The 17,739-nt window shown below is 61.1% G+C and carries 18 protein-coding genes and 1 pseudogene; 12 read left to right on the forward strand and 7 right to left on the reverse strand.

Features of this window, described 5'->3' with window-relative positions; all coding sequences use genetic code 11:
- The first annotated feature begins 205 nt into the window (after nucleotides 1–205).
- The gene (locus JWR98_RS25325; RefSeq protein WP_003177010.1) at nucleotides 206–1,075 is read left to right on the forward strand and encodes a Tim44 domain-containing protein; all 870 of its coding nucleotides are present in this window, start codon (nucleotides 206–208) and stop codon (nucleotides 1,073–1,075) included.
- Between the two features lie 135 nt (nucleotides 1,076–1,210).
- A complete protein-coding gene (locus JWR98_RS25330) occupies nucleotides 1,211–1,618 on the forward strand; it encodes an SMI1/KNR4 family protein (RefSeq protein WP_078735291.1) in 408 nt (135 codons plus the stop codon).
- An 84-nt stretch (nucleotides 1,619–1,702) separates the two neighbouring features.
- Here the strand turns inward: JWR98_RS25330 and JWR98_RS25335 are convergent, their stop codons facing one another.
- Nucleotides 1,703–3,466, reverse strand: coding sequence for a cation:proton antiporter (locus tag JWR98_RS25335; RefSeq protein WP_078735292.1), 1,764 nt, complete (start codon nucleotides 3,464–3,466; stop codon nucleotides 1,703–1,705).
- A 291-nt stretch (nucleotides 3,467–3,757) separates the two neighbouring features.
- Between JWR98_RS25335 and JWR98_RS25340 the strand changes: the two genes are divergently transcribed.
- Complete coding sequence (locus JWR98_RS25340; RefSeq protein ID WP_003177014.1) at nucleotides 3,758–4,243, forward strand: acyl-CoA thioesterase; 486 nt, start codon at nucleotides 3,758–3,760, stop codon at nucleotides 4,241–4,243.
- A 68-nt stretch (nucleotides 4,244–4,311) separates the two neighbouring features.
- On the opposite strand, the gene pdxY is transcribed toward JWR98_RS25340, so the two are convergent.
- On the reverse strand, nucleotides 4,312–5,184 hold the full coding sequence (gene pdxY, locus JWR98_RS25345) for a pyridoxal kinase PdxY (RefSeq protein ID WP_078826632.1): 873 nt from the start codon (nucleotides 5,182–5,184) through the stop codon (nucleotides 4,312–4,314).
- Nucleotides 5,185–5,301: 117 nt separating this feature from the next.
- On the opposite strand from pdxY, the gene JWR98_RS25350 reads away from it, so the two are divergent.
- Entirely contained in the window at nucleotides 5,302–5,697 is a 396-nt protein-coding gene (locus tag JWR98_RS25350; protein ID WP_003177016.1) for a DUF3301 domain-containing protein, read from the forward strand.
- On the opposite strand, the gene JWR98_RS25355 is transcribed toward JWR98_RS25350, so the two are convergent.
- From JWR98_RS25355 to zigA, 3 genes are read right to left on the reverse strand one after another with little or no spacing between them, the layout of a single operon-like run.
- A complete protein-coding gene (locus tag JWR98_RS25355) occupies nucleotides 5,691–6,653 on the reverse strand; it encodes a CobW family GTP-binding protein (protein ID WP_078735415.1) in 963 nt (320 codons plus the stop codon). The genes JWR98_RS25350 and JWR98_RS25355 overlap by 7 nt on opposite strands.
- Nucleotides 6,654–6,697: 44 nt before the next feature.
- The gene (locus JWR98_RS25360) at nucleotides 6,698–7,342 is read right to left on the reverse strand and encodes a DUF1826 domain-containing protein (protein WP_205491504.1); all 645 of its coding nucleotides are present in this window, start codon (nucleotides 7,340–7,342) and stop codon (nucleotides 6,698–6,700) included.
- The gene (gene zigA, locus JWR98_RS25365; RefSeq protein WP_205491505.1) at nucleotides 7,342–8,547 is read right to left on the reverse strand and encodes a zinc metallochaperone GTPase ZigA; all 1,206 of its coding nucleotides are present in this window, start codon (nucleotides 8,545–8,547) and stop codon (nucleotides 7,342–7,344) included. Before zigA ends, JWR98_RS25360 begins: the two co-directional genes overlap by 1 nt.
- A gap of 156 nt (nucleotides 8,548–8,703) precedes the next feature.
- On the opposite strand from zigA, the gene JWR98_RS25370 reads away from it, so the two are divergent.
- Complete coding sequence (locus JWR98_RS25370; RefSeq protein ID WP_078735296.1) at nucleotides 8,704–9,072, forward strand: glutamine synthetase; 369 nt, start codon at nucleotides 8,704–8,706, stop codon at nucleotides 9,070–9,072.
- Here JWR98_RS25370 and JWR98_RS25375 read toward each other — a convergent pair.
- The gene (locus tag JWR98_RS25375) at nucleotides 9,069–10,271 is read right to left on the reverse strand and encodes an N-acetylmuramoyl-L-alanine amidase (RefSeq protein ID WP_205491506.1); all 1,203 of its coding nucleotides are present in this window, start codon (nucleotides 10,269–10,271) and stop codon (nucleotides 9,069–9,071) included. The two genes, JWR98_RS25370 and JWR98_RS25375, sit on opposite strands and share 4 nt — an antisense overlap.
- A gap of 129 nt (nucleotides 10,272–10,400) precedes the next feature.
- On the opposite strand from JWR98_RS25375, the gene folE2 reads away from it, so the two are divergent.
- From folE2 to JWR98_RS25405, 6 genes and pseudogenes are all read left to right on the forward strand, one after another.
- A complete protein-coding gene (gene folE2, locus JWR98_RS25380) occupies nucleotides 10,401–11,291 on the forward strand; it encodes a GTP cyclohydrolase FolE2 (RefSeq protein ID WP_078735298.1) in 891 nt (296 codons plus the stop codon).
- Entirely contained in the window at nucleotides 11,288–11,956 is a 669-nt protein-coding gene (locus JWR98_RS25385; protein ID WP_078735299.1) for a metal ABC transporter ATP-binding protein, read from the forward strand. Before folE2 ends, JWR98_RS25385 begins: the two co-directional genes overlap by 4 nt.
- A pseudogene (locus tag JWR98_RS25390) lies at nucleotides 11,956–12,821 on the forward strand (metal ABC transporter permease). Before JWR98_RS25385 ends, JWR98_RS25390 begins: the two are co-directional and overlap by 1 nt.
- 11 nt (nucleotides 12,822–12,832) lie before the next feature.
- Entirely contained in the window at nucleotides 12,833–13,711 is an 879-nt protein-coding gene (locus tag JWR98_RS25395) for a metal ABC transporter substrate-binding protein (protein WP_205491508.1), read from the forward strand.
- Nucleotides 13,708–14,268, forward strand: a complete 561-nt coding sequence (locus JWR98_RS25400) for a gamma carbonic anhydrase family protein (protein ID WP_003177026.1) — start codon at nucleotides 13,708–13,710, stop codon at nucleotides 14,266–14,268. Before JWR98_RS25395 ends, JWR98_RS25400 begins: the two co-directional genes overlap by 4 nt.
- A gap of 3 nt (nucleotides 14,269–14,271) precedes the next feature.
- Entirely contained in the window at nucleotides 14,272–15,609 is a 1,338-nt protein-coding gene (locus tag JWR98_RS25405) for a dihydroorotase (RefSeq protein ID WP_078735302.1), read from the forward strand.
- Here the strand turns inward: JWR98_RS25405 and JWR98_RS25410 are convergent.
- Nucleotides 15,606–16,127 carry a DUF3617 domain-containing protein gene (locus JWR98_RS25410; protein WP_078735303.1) on the reverse strand — a complete coding sequence of 174 codons (522 nt, stop codon included), beginning with the start codon at nucleotides 16,125–16,127 and terminating at the stop codon, nucleotides 15,606–15,608. The two genes, JWR98_RS25405 and JWR98_RS25410, sit on opposite strands and share 4 nt — an antisense overlap.
- 131 nt (nucleotides 16,128–16,258) lie before the next feature.
- Between JWR98_RS25410 and cls the strand changes: the two genes are divergently transcribed.
- Nucleotides 16,259–17,698: a cardiolipin synthase gene (gene cls / locus JWR98_RS25415; RefSeq protein WP_078735304.1), complete on the forward strand. Its 1,440-nt coding sequence runs from the start codon at nucleotides 16,259–16,261 to the stop codon at nucleotides 17,696–17,698.
- Nucleotides 17,699–17,739 lie beyond the last annotated feature (41 nt).

Genomic DNA, 17,739 nt, shown 5'->3' on the forward strand with positions numbered 1-17,739 from the left:
CTCCCTCGCCACAAGAAACACTACGTAACATGAAGATTGTCGGCCCGCCCTTGTTTTAGACAAGTGCGGACCTACATCTGTAACTAGTCCTACAGCCCCTTCGGATTAGGTCTTACGCAAAAGCCCGAAACATTATGTCGCTAGCCACTGTCATTACACCTGTGCAACATGGCGCGCGTGCAATCCACAAATGGGAATTCCCTTTATGAAACGTTTTCTTAGCATCGCCATGGCGTTGTGCATCGGCCTGACGATGAGCCTCGACGCCAACGCCAAACGCTTCGGTGGCGGCAAAAGCTCGGGCGCGGCGCCGACTCACCAGACCAGCCAAATGGCTCCAACCGCCGGTGCGGGCGGTGCTGCGGCTACCGCGGGCGCAGCCGGTGCCACTGGCGCCGCCGCCAAGGCCGGCGGTGCTTCGCGCTGGTTGGGCCCTCTGGCCGGTATCGCAGCCGGTGGCCTGCTCGCGTCCATGTTCATGGGCGGCGGCTTCCAGGGCATGCAGATCTTCGACATCCTGATCATGGCCGTCATCGCCTTCCTGGTCTTCCGTTTCATCGCCGCCCGTCGTCGCAAGCAGCAGGAGCACCTGGCTCCAGCCGGCGCGCCGATGCAGCGTGAAGCGTTCGAGCAAAAACCTGCCATGGGTTCGATCTTCGGTGGTTCAGCAGCACCCGCTGCAGCCCGTCCGGTGATCAACGCACCGGCCTGGTTCAACGAAGAGCGCTTCGTCGAAGCGGCCCGCAGCCACTTCCAGTCCCTGCAACAGCACTGGGACGCCAACGAAATGGACAAGATCTCCGAGTTCGTGACCCCACAACTGCTGGAGTTCCTCAAGCGCGAACGCGCCGACCTGGGCGACGGCTTCCAGTCGACCTACATCGACGACCTGCGCGTACAGTTGGACGGTGTGGACGATCGCGCCGACAAGACCATCGCCACCCTGACCTTCAGCGGTGTGTCGAAGACCTCGCGTTTCGATCAGGGCGAAGCGTTCAGCGAAAGCTGGAACATGGAACGCGCCCAAGGCGACGACCAGCCGTGGCTGGTCGCCGGTATCCGCCAGAACGGCTGATCCCCTTACACGTGTGCAAGCTGTAACAAAACCCCGGACTTGTTCCGGGGTTTTCTATTTCACGGTTGCACTTATAGCGAGCTACTGTATAAAACGCCCCTATTAACCGCGCCATCTAGCAAGAGGATCCCGGCCGTGGAAGAAATCATCGAACAACTGCGTGAAGCCAACGAACCGGTCCCGGTTCCCTTGGAGCTACCTGACGAAGATCAACTGGTCGAAATCGAAGAACAGCTGTTCATCGATATCCCGTTTGTCTTCCGCGAATTCCTGCTGACCGTCAGCGACGTGGTCTACGGCAGCCTGGAGCCGGTCACCGTTACCGACCCACAATCCCACACCTACCTGCCAGACGTGGCCGCCAATGCCTGGGATGCCGGCGTTGATCGCAGCATGATCCCGATCTGCCAGGACGGCGACGACTACTACTGCGTCGAGGAAGACGGCACTGTGGTGCTGTGGTCCGCCGAAGAAGAACTCGTCCAGGAAGAAACCTGGGAATCGGTGTGGCACTGGGCGCGGGACGTCTGGCTGGAAAGCTGATAACTGCCCCACTAACCAATAGGCTTGCTGTGGTGAGTGGGCTTGCCCCGCGCCGGGCCGCGTAGCGGTCCCCATCAGCTCCCATTAGTGCTCCGGCGTATCCTTGTGGTTATCCAGCGTCTCCAGCAACGCGACCTGCATCCGCGTATGCACGCGGATGAACCAGCGCCAGAGCACGGCCGCCACCGCCGCCGCGACCACGGCAATCAGCACCAGCAACTTGTTGGTCGGCAGAATACTGGCCGACAAGGCTGCCAATAGCAGGAAGATCACCAGCAGCGACAAAATGGGGATCAGCTCTGCAATTACCCGGCGCACGCGCTGGGTATGCCGCCCGGCCATTTCCGGTTTCACGCTCATCTGCGCCAGCAACATCGACAGCGCCTTGAGCTTGCGGTACGCCGCGATCAAGAACGGCAGCGACAACAGCAAAGCCCCACCCCAGATCAATGCCTTCTGCCAGCTTGGATCGCTGATCCAGCCCTGCAGATAGCCGCCGATACGCGTTGCGAAAAAGCTGCCGGTGAAGAAGATCGCAATCACCAGCGCCAAGTTGACCCCCACCTGCAGGATAATTTTGCGGATCATCGACGCCAGCATCGCGCCCTCGCCTTGCGGCTGAATGCTGCGCAGCCACTCACCATACATACCGAATACCCGGCTCATGCGCTGGGGCATCACGGCGGCAAGCTTCAATGACAACGGATCGGCACCGCGAATCAGGTAAGGCGTGAGCAGCGTGGTAATCGCCGACACCGCGACCGCCACCGGATAAAGAAAATCGCTGGTGACCTGCAAGGTCATCCCCAACGCGGCGATGATGAAGGAGAACTCGCCAATCTGTGACAGCCCCATGCCCACACGCAGTGAGGTCCGACCATCATTGCCAGCGATAAACGCCCCCAGGCCGCAGGACAGCATCTTGCCCAGCACTACGGCCACGGTGATGACCGCAATTGGCCAGGCGTATTGCAGCAGGATCTGTGGATCGATCATCAAACCGATCGCCACGAAGAAGATGGCACTGAACATGTCGCGAACCGGCTCGATCAGGCGCTCGATCTTAATCAACTGTCGGGACTCGGCCATGATCGCGCCGATCAGGAACGCCCCCAGCACCATGCTGTATTCGAGCTTGACCACCAGCAGGCAAAAACCGAAGCACAGGCCCAGTACCGTGATCAGCAGCATCTCATTGCTGTCGAACTTGGCCACGTAGGCCAGCAAACGCGGCACCAGCAAAATCCCGATGACCAGGGCGACGATCATGAACAGCGACAGCTTGCCGACGGTGGAGAACACTTCGCCGGAACTCACCGTACCGCTGACGGCGATGCTCGACAGCAAGGCGATGATGCCGATGCCCAGGATGTCCTCGACGATCAGCACACCGAAGATCAGTTGGGCGAAGCGCTGGTCCTTCATCTTCAGATCATTGAGCGCCTTGACGATGATGGTGGTCGAGGAAATCGCCAGGATTGCACCGAGGAACAGCGAGTCCATGGTGTTCCAGTCGAACCACTGGCCGATCTCGTAGCCGATCCAGATCATCAGGATAATTTCCAGGAAGGCCGCGATAAACGCAGTGGCGCCGACCTTGAACAGCTTGCGCAGGCTGAATTCCAGGCCCAGGCAGAACATCAGGAAGATCACCCCGAGCTCGGCGAGGGTCTTGATGGTGTCTTCGTCGTGAATCAGGCCGAACGGCGGGGTGTGTGGACCGATGATGAAGCCGGCGACGATGTACCCAAGCACCACCGGCTGCTTTAGACGGTGAAACAGGACGGTGACTACCCCGGCTACCAGCATGATCACGGCCAAGTCCTGGATAAAGCTGATGGCGTGCATGGCGAGGGGCTCCTTATGGGTACTGACGCTTTTGCCACGTCCACCTGCGAACATAAAAAATCGCAAAGAGCGGAAGGAAAAGTCTGCCTTGATCGTAAGAAATACCCTGAGATGGGCTTTTGAAGGTTAACACCGCGACTTCCGCCGGAAAGCCGGTGCAATATATGGAAACAGATCGGTCCAGGCGTGACGGCAAGCCGCCCACCGGCGTCCCGTAAGGGATGGCGCTGCAAAGATTCCAGCACCCGCAGAGGTGCGCCCCAACCAATGCCTACAACCCGTGAGTGTGCTATGGAACCCGGAAACGCCCAGCTGTCGATGACAGTACTGATGACCCCTGATATGGCCAACTTCTCAGGCAATGTCCACGGCGGCACCCTGCTCAAGTACCTCGACGAAGTGGCTTACGCCTGCGCGAGCCGTTATGCAGGCCGCTATGTGGTGACGTTGTCGGTGGACCAGGTGATTTTCCGCGAGCCGATCCATGTGGGCGAGCTGGTGACGTTCCTGGCGTCGGTCAACTACACCGGCAATACCTCGATGGAAGTGGGTATCAAGGTCGTGACCGAGAACATTCGCGAGCGCTCGGTACGCCATACCAACAGCTGCTTTTTCACCATGGTGGCCGTGGACGACCAGCGCAAACCGGCCGCCGTACCGCCGCTGCAGCCGCACAACAGCGAAGACAAACGCCGGTTCGTGCAGGCCCAGCAACGCCGGCAGATTCGCCAGGAGCTGGAGAAGCGCTACCAGGAAATCAAGGCGGACGCGCTGTAGGCCCCAACTTGCAAAGAAGATCAAATGTGGGAGGGGGCTTGCTCCCTCCCACATTGGGTTTTGTGTACTTACAGTCCGATCGGTGTTGCTTCAAACCGCACACGCGGATGAGCAATACGATCCTGCGCCCGCACCAGTTCCAGTTCATAACTGGCACACGCCTGGGTTTCCAGCAGCACTTCATGTACCGCCGCCGCAGTGAACTCAAACGCCGCCAGCAGGCTATCGCCCAACAACACCCGTGCCAGAAACAAACCCGAAGTCAGGTCGCCCACGCCTACCGGCTGGCGCGGAAATGCCAGCAAGGGCCGGCGCAGGTGCCAACTGCCATCGGCCGTCACCAGCAGCATCTCGAAACCATCCGCCAGCTTGCCCGGGTAATCCAGGTGCTTGACCAATACCGCCTTGGGCCCGCGCGCCAGCAACGCCTTGGCCATGGCCAGGCAATCGAACAGCGACTGCGGCTTGCGCCCGGCAAAACTGTCCAGCTCCAGCTGGTTGGGGCACAGGAAATCAGCCATGGCGGCGGCTTCGTCGAGCAGGAAATCGCTGACGTCCTGGGGCACGATGCAACCTTTTTCCGGATGGCCCATCACCGGGTCACACAGGTACAGGGCCTTGGGGTTGATGGCTTTGATCCGCGCCACACCGGTAAGAATCGCCCGGCCCTGGTCCGCGCTGCCCAGGTAGCCGGAAAGGATCGCATCGCAGTTACCCAGCTCGCCAATGGCAGCGATGCCTTCCACCAGCGCAGGAATTTGCTGCGATGCCAACACTTCGCCCGCCCACTGTCCATACTGGGTGTGGTTGGAGAACTGCACCGTGTTCAGCGGCCACACATTTACCCCGACCCGCTGCATGGGGAACACGGCGGCGCTGTTTCCGGCGTGGCCGAAGACCACATGAGACTGGATCGCAAGCAGATGAGGTGTGCGTTTCATGCAGGGGATTTCCGTAAAGCCGTTGAAATTCTGGCCGCGCAGTATGCGACTAAACGCAGCCTGTACGACAGACCGGCGACGCAGTTAAGCTGCGCTCACTTTGTTGGAGTTTTTCACATGCTGACCCTGGGAAACATGTTCGTGTTGATGCTGCTGGCGACGGGCGCTGCCTGGGTATGGCACAACCACGGCTTGCGCGAGCGGGCGCTGGAGAGGGTCAAGCAGCATTGCGCCAAGCTCGATATCGAGTTGCTCGACGGTGCGGTGGCCTTGAAGCGCATAGGCTTTGTGAAGGATGCCAGCGGGCGGCGACGTTTGGCGCGTGTCTACAATTTCGAGTTCACGGTGACGGGCGAGGCTCGCCACAGCGGGACCATCACCCAATTCGGCGCCCACAGCGCGCAGATCGAACTGGCGCCCTACCCGTTCGAAGCCAAGGAACCGCTGCCCAGCGCGGACGTGATCGAGCTGAGCCAGTGGCGTCAGGACCACGCGACCAAGAAGCGTCAGTAACGGCAGGCCGCCAGTGCGGCCTGTAACGCGGCCAGGTCCTGTGGTGCGCTGAAAATCAATTCGATACGCGAATCTCGCCGCCACTCGCTGGGTTGCCAGACGAGCGGGTTGTTATCCACAGAATTAGCGCTGAGCCATGCGTCACGGCTGTGGATAACCAGTTTGGCGCGGCGCCAATCAAGGCGTGTCAGCCACAAAACCAGGCGTTGCGGGTCAAATGGCTGGCTCGGGTGCCAGCGCCAGCCCACACTCCAGCCGCCCTCCTGGGCCTGACTCAAGCAAATCGGCACGGCGGGATCACTCCAGATCGCCGGCATTTGCGCCAATCCCTTGGGCACAGCGAAGTTATCCACAGCGGCGTCCGCTTTAGCATTAAGCCCAGGCAAGTGTGCCAACGGCAGCTGCGCCTGACGGGTCCAATAACGTGGACAATCGGGTAGTTGCCGTTCGATTGCCTGACGTTGCGCGGCGTTGAGCGCCTCGTCCTTGTTCAATACCAGCAACCCGGCACTGGCCAGCGCTTGCTGCTGAGCCTGCGGCAAGGGTTTGCCTGCCGCCAGGGCCTGTGCATCGAGTACCAGCACGCAGGGCTGAACGGCCAGCACGGTCTGCCACGGCGCTTCACGCAATTGCTTGAGCAACTGCGCAGGGTGGCCCAGGCCCGAGGGTTCGATAAACAGCCGATCCGGCTTGGCCTTACGCAGCAGACGACCCAGGCCTACCTGGAACGGTGCACCGTTCACACAGCACAGGCAGCCACCGGCCACTTCCCCAATAGCAATGCCGTCGTCATCCAGGCTCAGCAACGCGGCGTCCAGGCCTATCTGGCCGAACTCGTTGATCAACACCGCCCAGCGCTCGTTGACCGGGCGTTGGGCGAGCAGGTGCTTGATCAGGCTGGTCTTGCCGGCGCCCAAAGGTCCGGCAATCACGTGAGTGGGAATGTTCTGCAGCATCAGGGGCATCGTTCGGGCCGTGTAGAGCGTTTGATCCTACGCGGTTATGCGAGCCAATCCAGCGTCAGAATCAATCGGCGCTCATCGGCTTTCAGGGCAGGTGAGCGGTGAATCAGGCCATGAGCTTCGTTGCCATGCCATTTGGTGCCCTTGAGCAACGCCACTTCGCCACACTGGATCTGCTCAATCCGCTCAAGGGGTTCGGCGTCCGGTTGGCTCAGTTTGCGTCGGTCCATAACGCCCTCACGCAACCATTGGCTACCGACGCCGGCATAGGTGGTGATCAACCGAACCGGCACATGATCGACGTGAAAACGCGGGCACATGGCTTTGTCCAGCAAGCGCAGGCGCACGCCGATGCGCTTGGCGCCGAGCAGGCAGGCAAACGCGCTGACCAACCATGCCACATCGGCGATAAACCCTTCGTAGCCTTCAAGATCGCGGCAACTGGACGCCAAATCGCGCAAGTTAGGTTCGGCGTCTTCGCTGTTGAGCTCAATGACCATCGAGTCGGCCAGCGGCTCGTCAAGCGCCACCAGCAAGGCGCCGAATTCCGCGATGTGCAGCGGCAATTGGCGCTGCCACAGCGCCAGGTTGACGCCGTCTTCGAGGATCTCGGACAGCGCCAGCGGGGTGTCGCCACGGGTCTGGCGAATCACAGGACGCAAGGGGGTAAGGGGTGCCAGCATCAGGCTGCCTCTTCATACCAGGGGCCAAACGGATCAGCCAACAGGCGCCAACCTTCAACACCCAGGTCCATTTCTTCATCAGTGAGCAGGCAGGCGTCCAACTCGGCACGCATTTGCGCAAAGTCGATGTGCTGCCCGATAAACACCAGTTCCTGGCGGCAGTCGCCGGTGCTCAGCTGCCAATTGCCCATGATCGCCGCGACGCTTTCTTCGTCTTGCGGCCATTGGCTTTTCGGCACGAAGCGCCACCAGCGTCCGGCAAAACCGTGGCGCATCAGGCCACCGGCCTGGGACCAACTGCCCGCATCCTGGTGCTTGCTGGCCAACCAGAAAAACCCCTTGGAGCGCAGCAATTTGCCGTTGACCCAAGGGCGGTCGATAAAATCAAAAAAACGTTGCGGGTGGAACGGGCGACGGGCGCGATAGGCGGTGGAGGCGATACCGTATTCCTCGGTCTCCGGCACGTGTTCACCACGCAGCTCCTGCAACCAACCCGGCGCTTGCGCGGCGCGTTCGAAGTCGAAGCGGCCGGTGTTGAGGATCTTGTCCAACGGCACTTCACCCATGACCATCGGGATGATTTGCGCCTGGGCGTTGAGGCGTTCGAGGATCGCCATCAACTCTTCGCGCTCATGGCTGCCGATCAGGTCGATCTTGCTGATCAGGATGACGTCGGCGAATTCGATCTGTTCGATCAGCAGGTCAGTAATGGAGCGCTCATCCTCTTCACCGAGGGTTTCGCCCCGTGAGGCCAGGCTTTCGGCGGCTTGGTAGTCGAGCAGGAAATTCATGCCGTCGACCACGGTGACCATGGTGTCCAGCCGCGCGATATCGGCCAGGCTTTGCTCGTTTTCATCGCGGAAGGTGAAGGTTTCGGCCACCGGCAAAGGTTCGGAGATACCGGTGGATTCGATCAGCAGGTAATTGAACCGACCTTCCCTGGCGAGTTTTCCGACCTCTTCGAGCAGGTCCTCACGCAAGGTACAGCAGATGCAGCCGTTGCTCATTTCCACCAGTTTTTCTTCGGCGCGATTGAGCGTGACGTCGCGCTGCACCTCACTGCCGTCGATATTGATTTCACTCATGTCGTTGACGATCACCGCCACCCGCAGGTTTTCGCGGTTGCGCAGAACATAGTTGAGCAGCGTGCTTTTACCGGCGCCAAGAAAGCCGGACAACACGGTAACGGGGAGACGATTGGGCATCAGGTGGTTCTCATCAGGGGTGGCCGATCATGGCAAGCGGTTCACGGGTCAGGCTGCTTATTAATGTTATAGTATAACAACACAAATAAGCCAATCCCCTTGCTCCTTACGACGAAGGGCGCAATGCTTGAACCCTTCCCCGCCCCGAGGAACCTTATGAAATACCTGGTGTGCGCCCTCTTAATCACAGCGGCGGGATCTGCTTGCGCCCAAGCACCAAGCCTGCTGGCCAACTGCACGCGCAGCGCCAATCTGTTGGCCTGTAAGGATCCGCTGGGCAATGCCTACAGCGTGGCGACCGCAGGCAACACCACGTACTTGCGCGGTTTCGAGGTCGTCGGCAAACGTTACTGGGCACAAACCAATAGCCGCTATGGGCAGCTGACGTTCTTTACCGGGTTGGCTTCGGACGGTGAGGCGTGGGTCGGCTATACGCGGCGCGTGGGCTGGACCACCATCAACCGGTTTTCCAGCTCGGGCGGTGCCAGCGCCAGGTTCACCTGCAGCCGTATCACCGGCTGTTAAGCCTGGACGTCCTTCTGCTCCTGGACCCAGGCCATGTAGCTGTTCATCGGCGGGTTCTTCTGGAAGTAGTTTTTCAACCCTTCGAACAGGCCATCCGCGACCGCTTGTTGATGGCGTGCCGTTACCAGGCGCTGGGCATCGCGGGTATTGGAGATAAAGCCGGTCTCCACCAGGATCGACGGCACATCCGGTGACTTGAGCACGGCGAACCCGGCCTGCTCCACACGCTTTTGATGCAGGCTGGTGATGCCTTGCAGGCTACCCAGCACCGAGCTGCCCAGTTGCAGGCTGGAGGCGATGGTGGCGTTCATCGACATGTCCAGAATCACCCCGGCCAGCATCGGGTCCTTGTCTTTGAGGTGGAGCAGCGTGGTAGCGCCGAGCAGGTCCGCGCCGTTTTCGCGCTGGGCCATAAAGCGTGCCGTGGCCGACGTGGCGCCGCCCTCGGACAACGCATACACCGAGGCGCCCGAGGCCGTGAGCCGTGGCGCCGCGTCGGCATGCACCGAGATGAACATATCGGCCTTGTGCTGGCGGGCGATGTCCACACGCTTGCGCAGCGGCACGAAGAAGTCGTCGTTGCGCACCAGCTTCACGTCAAACCCCTTCTCGCGCTTCAAGCGTTTGGCCAGCAACTGGGCGATCGACAACACCACGTCTTTTTCGCGCTGGCCCTTGGAGCCGATCGCGCCCGGGTCTTTGCCGCCGTGGCCGGGGTCGACCACCACGATGATGTCGCGCTTGGGATGGGCCTTGTCCACCAATGGACTGGGCTCATGCGCAATCTGACGAGGCGCCTGGGTAGCGCTGGTGAGATCGAGTACCAGGCGATGCCCCTGCCCGTCCTGGGGCGGCAGTACAAAACTGTTGAGCTGCATCGGCGCGGCCAGGTCGAGCACGATACGCGTGTCGTTCGTACCAAAATGCCCCGAGCGAATCGAGGTGATGCCGCTGTTCTTCAACTCCAGCTGAGAAAAGTCACCGCTAAGCCCCGCGCCGCTCAGATCAATGATCAGGCGTTCCGGCGCCGTCAGGGAAAAGGTCTTGTATTGCACCGGGCCACTTAGATCGAAGACCAGCCGCAGCTTGTTGTCCGAGCGCCATAGGCGTGCATTGCGGATCTGCGTGGCATTCGCCGCGAACGGCAAGGTGAAGAGCGGGCTGACCAGGAGCAGGTTAAGGAGCTGACGTCTGTGCATGACAAATACCGCAAATAAAAGGAGCGTCCGTACTCGACATGACTGAAAAAAGACCGGTGCAGAAAATTCATCGTCGTCTCTATTGTTATACTATAACATGTCTAATTATTTCCAACGATGGACCTGCTTATGAATGCGCTGACTCTGCCGGATATCGCCGCGCAGGCTTCACGCCAAGCCTTGCCACTCGATTGGGTGGGCATGTGCGGCATCGCCCTACCGATACTGATCGACGGTCAGCGTCTAACCGCCACCGCGGATGCCGGCGTCAGCCTGGACGATGGCACCGCCCGTGGCATTCATATGTCACGTCTGTACCTGGCGCTGGAGATGTTCGACGAGCAACCCCTCACGCCTGCACTTCTGCGCAATGTACTGCAGCGTTTTCTTGAGAGTCATGAAGATTTATCTAAGAACGCCTACCTGCGTCTTCATACAAATCTGCTGCTCAAGCGCCCAGCGCTGGTCAGCCCTTTGGCCGGTTGGAAGCGCTATCCGATCAGCATCGAAGCGCGTCTGGAAAACCAGATGTTCCACGTGGAACAAAAAATTGACGTGACTTATTCATCCACTTGCCCCTGCTCCGCCGCCCTTGCCAGGCAGTTGATCCAACAGCAATTTCTCGACGATTTCGCCAACACGCCGTTGCACCATGAAGATGTACTCACCTGGCTCGGCAGCGCCAACGGTATCGTCGCCACGCCGCACAGCCAGCGCAGCAGCGCGCAACTGCATGTGCACCTGCAAGGCGATCATCTGGCACTGACTGAACTGATCGACGCCGCCGAAGCCGCACTCGGCACCGCTGTACAAACCGCTGTAAAGCGCGCGGACGAACAAGCCTTCGCCCTGGCCAATGGGCAGAACCTGATGTTCTGCGAAGACGCCGCCCGCCGTCTGAACCTCGCCTTGAAGCGCTCGGATGCCGTCAAAGCCTTCCATCTCAAAGTGATCCACGCCGAAAGCCTGCACGCGCACGATGCTGTGGCTGAAAGCCGCTGGACGAGAAACCCTGCATGATCACCTGCACCGCTTTGCGCTGGGGCGCCCCCGGCCAACCGCTTACACCCGCTGTGGACTTCACTCTGAAAAGAGGCAGCCTCACCGGGGTGATAGGTCCCAACGGCTGCGGCAAAAGCAGCCTGCTCAAAGTCATCGCCGGGCTGCAAAAGCCGCTGGCGGGGAAAGTCAGCGTGGAGGTTCCACGCCGCGGTGGCCTGGCGTTCCTGCCACAGCAGCAGCACCTCGACCGTCAATTCCCCATCAATCTGCAAGAACTGGTGGCCGCTGGTTTCTGGGGCACCCAACTCACCCCACAGCAACGCAGCCAACGCCTGCACGCAGTGCTGGAAGACTGGTGCCTCAGCGGTCTGGAGCAAAGGCCCTTGATGGCCTTGTCCGGCGGGCAACTGCAACGCGCCCTGCTCGCCCGCATGAGCCTGGCCGATTCGCCGGTGTTGCTGCTCGACGAGCCCCACGCCGCCCTCGATGAAGACGGCCAGGCGCTGTGCTGGAAACATATCCATGCCTGGCACGCCGAAGGCCGCACAGTGGTGGTGGTTTGCCACGATTTGGCTTCAGTCCGCCAGCATACCCAGCAGGTCGTGCAGATCAAAAGCAGCGGCTGCCTCGTCGGCCCCAGCAAAGAGCTGATCCGCCCACAGCCCCAGATGCAGGTGGCCTGATGCACTTCGCTGCCCACCTGTGGATGCCCTTTGCCGATTTCGTATTCATGCGCCGCGCCCTGCTTGGCGGGCTGGTGCTGGCGTGCAGCACTGCACCGCTGGGCGTATTCCTGATCCTGCGCCGCATGAGCCTGATCGGCGACGCGGTGGCCCACGGTATCCTGCCCGGCGCCGCCCTGGGCTTCTGGTTCGCCGGCCTCAGTCTGTCCGCGCTGACCATCGGCGCCTCGGCGCCGGCCTGGGCATGGCCGGTTTGTCGGCCTGGATCACCCGCCGCACCGGCCTGCGTGAAGACGCCAGCCTCGCGGCCATCTACCCCATCTCCCTCGCCGCCGGCGTGCTGATCCTCGGCATCGCCGGCAAACGCCTGGATCTCCTGCACCTGCTGTTCGGCTCGGCCCTGGCGGTGGACGAAACCACCCTCACCGGCATGCTCTGGGTCTCCGGGTTCAGCCTGATCGCCATGGGGCTGATCTACAAACCGTTGCTGCTGGACACCCTCGACCCGCTGTTCCTGCAAACCGTCAGCCGCCTGGGCCCGCTGGCCCACGGGCTGTTTCTGACGCTAGTGGTGCTGAATCTGGTGATCGGTTTCCAGGCCATCGGCGCCTTGATGGTGGTGGGTTTGATGATGTTGCCGGCCATCGCTTCACGTTTCTGGAGCCGGCGCCTGCCGGTTCTGATCGCGGTATCGGCGGTGCTGGGATGCCTGTCGGTGTGGCTTGGTCTGTTGCTGTCGTTTTACTACTCGTTGCCCAGCGGCCCGGCGATTGTGCTGGTGGCGGGTGCCGGGTATTTGCTGTCCGTGGTCTTCGGTCCGGTGCACGGTTTGCTGCGCCGCCCGCCTTTGCTGTCATCCCAATGAGGTGTTTCCCGATGCGCGCTCTACTCGTGCTGTTCAGTCTGCTGCTGCCGCTGTCGATGGCCCAGGCCGCCGACAAACTCCAAGTGGTCACCAGCTTCAGTATTCTCGATGACATCACCCATCAGATTGGTGGCGATCACATCCAGATCAGCAACATGGTCGGCCCCGACGCCGACGCCCATACCTACGAGCCGACGCCGGACGACGCCAAGGCGCTGCTCAAGGCCAAGCTGATCATCAAGAACGGCCTGGGCTTTGAACCCTGGCTGGACCGCCTGGTGACCAGCACCGAAACCAAGGCCACGGTGGTCACCGCCAGTAAAGGCGTGGTCTCCCACACCATGGACGAAGACGGTGAAACCATTCCCGATCCGCACGCCTGGCATAACCTGGCCAACGCCGAAATTTATGTGAACAACATCACCAAGGCACTGATCGCCGCCGACCCGGCCAATACCGCCGACTACCAGCGCAACAGCCAAACCTACCTGAAAGAAATCTACCGCCTGCTGGCCGAGGCCAAAGCCAAGTTCGGCGCCCTGCCACCGGGCAACCGTCGCATCGTCACCTCCCATGACGCCTTCGGCTACCTGGGCCAGGCCTATGGCATTCAGTTCCTGGCGCCGCAGGGCTTGTCCACCGAGCGTGAACCGTCGGCCGCCGAAGTGGCGGCGCTGATCACCCAGATCCGCAAGGAAAAGGTCAAGGCGGTTTTCATGGAGAACATCAAGGATTCACGCCTGCTCAAACAGATCGCCGATGAAAGCGGCGCGCAGATCGGCGGCACGCTGTACTCCGATGCCCTCGCCGCAGAAGGCCCGGCCAGCACCTTTACCGGTCTGTTCGAATACAACCTCAACACCCTGTGCGCTGCGTTGGGCAAGCCATGATCCGCAAGAACCCTTCCGGCGATCTGCCGGTGATTGCCGAATCGGCCTACGTCGACAAGACCGCCATCATCTGCGGCAAGGTGATCATCGGCGAGAACGTGTTCGTCGGCCCCTACGCCGTGATCCGCGCCGATGAAGTCGACGCCAGTGGCGCCATGGACCCGATCACCATTGGGGCCAACTCCAATATCCAGGACGGGGTGGTCATCCACTCCAAGTCCGGCGCGGCAGTGACCATCGGCGAATTCACCTCGATCGCCCACCGCTCTATTGTCCATGGGCCGTGCAGCGTCGGTGACCGCGTATTTATCGGCTTCAACAGCGTGCTGTTCAACTGCGTCGTGGGTGACGGTTGCGTGGTACGCCACAACTCGGTGGTCGATGGCCGGGATTTGCCGGATGCGTTCTATGTGCCGTCCACCACCCGTATCGGGCCCAACACTGACCTGTCGCAGTTCCCGCCGGTGAGCGTCAGCGCCTCGGAGTTTTCCGAAGACGTGGCGCGCACCAACGTTGACCTGGTGCGCGGTTACAAAGCCCTGCAAAACGAGTTCTGAACCATGAGCCGCCTGCTGATCCGCAACGCTCGCCTGGTGAATGAAGGCCGGATATTCGACGCCGACGTACTGGTCGCCAACGGCCGCATCGAGAAAATCGCCGGCAGCATCGAGGGCTGTAAAGCCCCCTTGTCCATCGATGCAGCAGGCCAATGGCTGCTGCCCGGGATGATCGATGACCAGGTGCATTTTCGTGACCCTGGCGCGCCGGACAAGGGCAGCGTCTACAGTGAATCCCGGGCGGCCGTGGCCGGCGGTATCACCAGCTTCATGGACATGCCCAACACCCAACCGGCGACGCTTGACCTGCAAGCCCTGGCCGACAAAAAGCACCGTGCGGCGCTGCATTCGGTGGCCAACTACGGCTTTCACTTCGGTGTGAGCAACGACAACCTCGACACGGTTGCCGCCCTCGATCCGCGTGAGGTAGCCGGGGTCAAGGTATTCATGGGTGCTTCCACCGGCAATATGCTGGTGGACGATCCGCGAATCCTTGAGCGGCTGTTCGCAGAAGTGCCGACCCTTTTGCTGGCCCACTGCGAACACACACCCAGTATCCAGGCCAACGAGCGGCGCCTGCGCGAGCGTTTCGGCAATCACATTCCCGCCGTCGCGCACCCGCTGATCCGCGATGCCGAGGCGTGCTATCGCTCCTCGTCCCACGCGGTTGAATTGGCGACACGTCACGGCACCCGCCTGCATGTGTTGCACCTGACCAGCGCCCGCGAGCTGGCGCTGTTTGAAGACAAGCCCCTGGCGCAAAAACGCATCACCGCCGAAGTCTGCCTGCACCACCTGCTGTTCGATGACCGCGACTATGCACGGCTGGGCCACCAGATCAAATGCAACCCGGCGATCAAGACACGCGCCGACCGCGACGCGCTGCGCCTGGCTTTATTGAGTGATCGTCTGGATGTGATTGGCACAGACCATGCGCCACATACCTGGGCGCAAAAGCAGTTGGAGTATCGTGAAGCACCGTCGGGGCTGCCACTGGTGCAACATGCGCTGCCGGCGCTATTGGAGTTGGTGGCGGACGGCGTTCTACCGCTGACCACACTGGTCGCTAAAACCAGTCACCGGGTTGCCGACCTGTTCAGCATCCCCGACCGTGGCTACCTGCGCGAGGGCTACTGGGCCGACCTTGTTCTGATCAAACCCGAACCAGAAGGCAAGCCGGTCCGCGAAGAACCGATCCTGGCCCGCTGCGGCTGGACCCCGTTCGCCGAACGCCGTTTTCGCCACAGCGTCAGCACTACCTTGGTGTCCGGCCACCTGGCGTGGCACAGCGGCCAGGTGGTCAACAGTTGTCAGGGCTTACCGTTGCTTTTTGAACGTTAGGCGCGCGGCTTGACCGTCCCGCAATTGTTGCCAAGCCACTGGGCGTGGGTATCCAGGCTGCCCTTTTGCTGAATACCGGTGGCATTGAAGGTGCCGTTGACGGTGGTGGTGAATTCCTTCTGGCTTTGGAAAGTGGCGACGCCGGTACCCTGGGCTTTCGGGCAACTGAAGCGGAATGTCCACTGGTTGCCGGTCTTGTCGGTCACTTCCTGCTTGCAGCCCGATTGCGGGTCGGTCAGGGGGATCGAGTCGGAGGCAACCTGGGCGGGGGTGAGGCACACCTGCACGCCTTTGCCGGCCATGGTGATGCCCTGTTTTTCCAGCATGGCGCGCTGTTCGGGGGTCATCTGTTGCTTGAGCTGACCGAGGATCAGGGACAAGTCCGGCAGGTCCTGGTTATCGACCTTCATATTGCTGGTGGTCAATTCCCACAAGCCCGGCGCCAGCATCTGCGCCTGTGCTGCCACCGGCAGCGACAAACCAACAACCATGGCTAAACCAAGCAGACGAGCATTCATCGGGTAACTCCTGGGTAATTGTGGGCGTTAGACGCTGCAAACGTGCCAGTGTTGCATGGCAAATAAAATAGCGACATTCAAGGCCGAACATGGTCTGTTAGGGCACTGGATTGTCTGGAGTAACGTCGTCCATGGATTTCTTTGGCCCGCACCTGCTCGCCTACGTCATCGCCACGCTGCACTTTCTCGGGACCCTTGCCGCGATCCATGCGGTGCTGACCGTCAGGACCGCCCAAGGCTCGATCGCCTGGGCCTTGTCACTGATGTTCATGCCCTACCTCACGTTGGTCCCCTACCTGATTTTCGGCCGCAGTACCTTCGACGCGTATATCCAGGCGCGCCGCCAGGCCAACCAGGAAATGCACACCGCCATCACCGAGCTGAACTGGCGCCCCTGGGTCGAAGAAGCCCTGGCTGCACGCAACTCCAGCGCCTACGCCTCGCTGCGCGCCATGCCCAAACTGGGGCGCATGCCGTGCCTGGCGAACAATGAAGTGCGCCTGCTGGTGAATGGCGACGCCACTTTCAGCGCGATCTTCGACGCGATTCGCGCTGCTAAAACGGCGGTGCTGTTCCAGTTTTTCATCATTCATGACGACGAGCTCGGCCGCCAGTTGCACGCCCTGCTCAAGGCAAAGGCCGCCGAAGGTGTCGCGATTCACGTGCTGTACGACCGCATCGGCAGCCACGCCCTGCCCCATCGGTATGTGCAATCGCTGCGCGACGCGGGCGTCAAGGTCAAGGCCTTCGCCACCCGCAGCGGTTGGCTCAACCGCTTCCAGGTCAACTTCCGCAACCACCGCAAGATCGTAGTCGTGGATGGCATCACCGGGTTTGTCGGCGGACATAACGTGGGCGATGAATACCTGGGCAAAAAACCGCCGCTGGCGCCGTGGCGCGATACGCATGTGCAAGTCACCGGGCCGGTGGTGGCGTGCCTGCAAGAGTCGTTCGCCGAAGACTGGTTCTGGGCCGCGCGGGAACTGCCGCCGCTGATATTGCCCGACGCCTACCCCGAGGACGGGGTGCTCTGCCAATTACTCGCCAGCGGCCCGGCGGACCCGTATGAAACCTGCTCGCTGTTTTTTGTCGAGGCCATCCACGCGGCGACCGAGCGCGTCTGGATCACCAGCCCGTATTTCGTCCCCGATGAGGCGGTGTTTGCCGCCCTGCGCCTGGCGGTGCTGCGCGGCGTCGATGTGCGCCTGCTGCTGCCGTCGCGGCCCGACCACCGCATCGTGTATGCCGCCTCCAGCCTTTATGCGATCGAAGCCGTGCGCGCCGGGGTGCGGGTGTTCCGCTACACGCCAGGCTTTCTGCATCAGAAAGTGGTGCTGGTCGACAGCGAAATCAGCGCCATCGGCAGCGCGAACATGGACAACCGTTCGTTCCGGCTTAACTTCGAGGTGATGCTGCTGACCGTCGACGAGGCCTTCGCCAAGGAGGTCGAGCACATGTTGCTGGATGACTTCGCCCAGGCCCATGAAGTCAGCCAGGAAGAAAGCCGCGAGACGCGGCGGTTGCAGCAACTGGGCATGCGGGTGGCGCGCTTGATCTCACCGATTCTCTAACAAACAATGCGGTAGAAAAATGTGGGAGGGGGCTTGCTCCC

The organism is Pseudomonas lactucae, from assembly GCF_016937615.1.
Lineage (GTDB): Bacteria > Pseudomonadota > Gammaproteobacteria > Pseudomonadales > Pseudomonadaceae > Aquipseudomonas > Aquipseudomonas lactucae.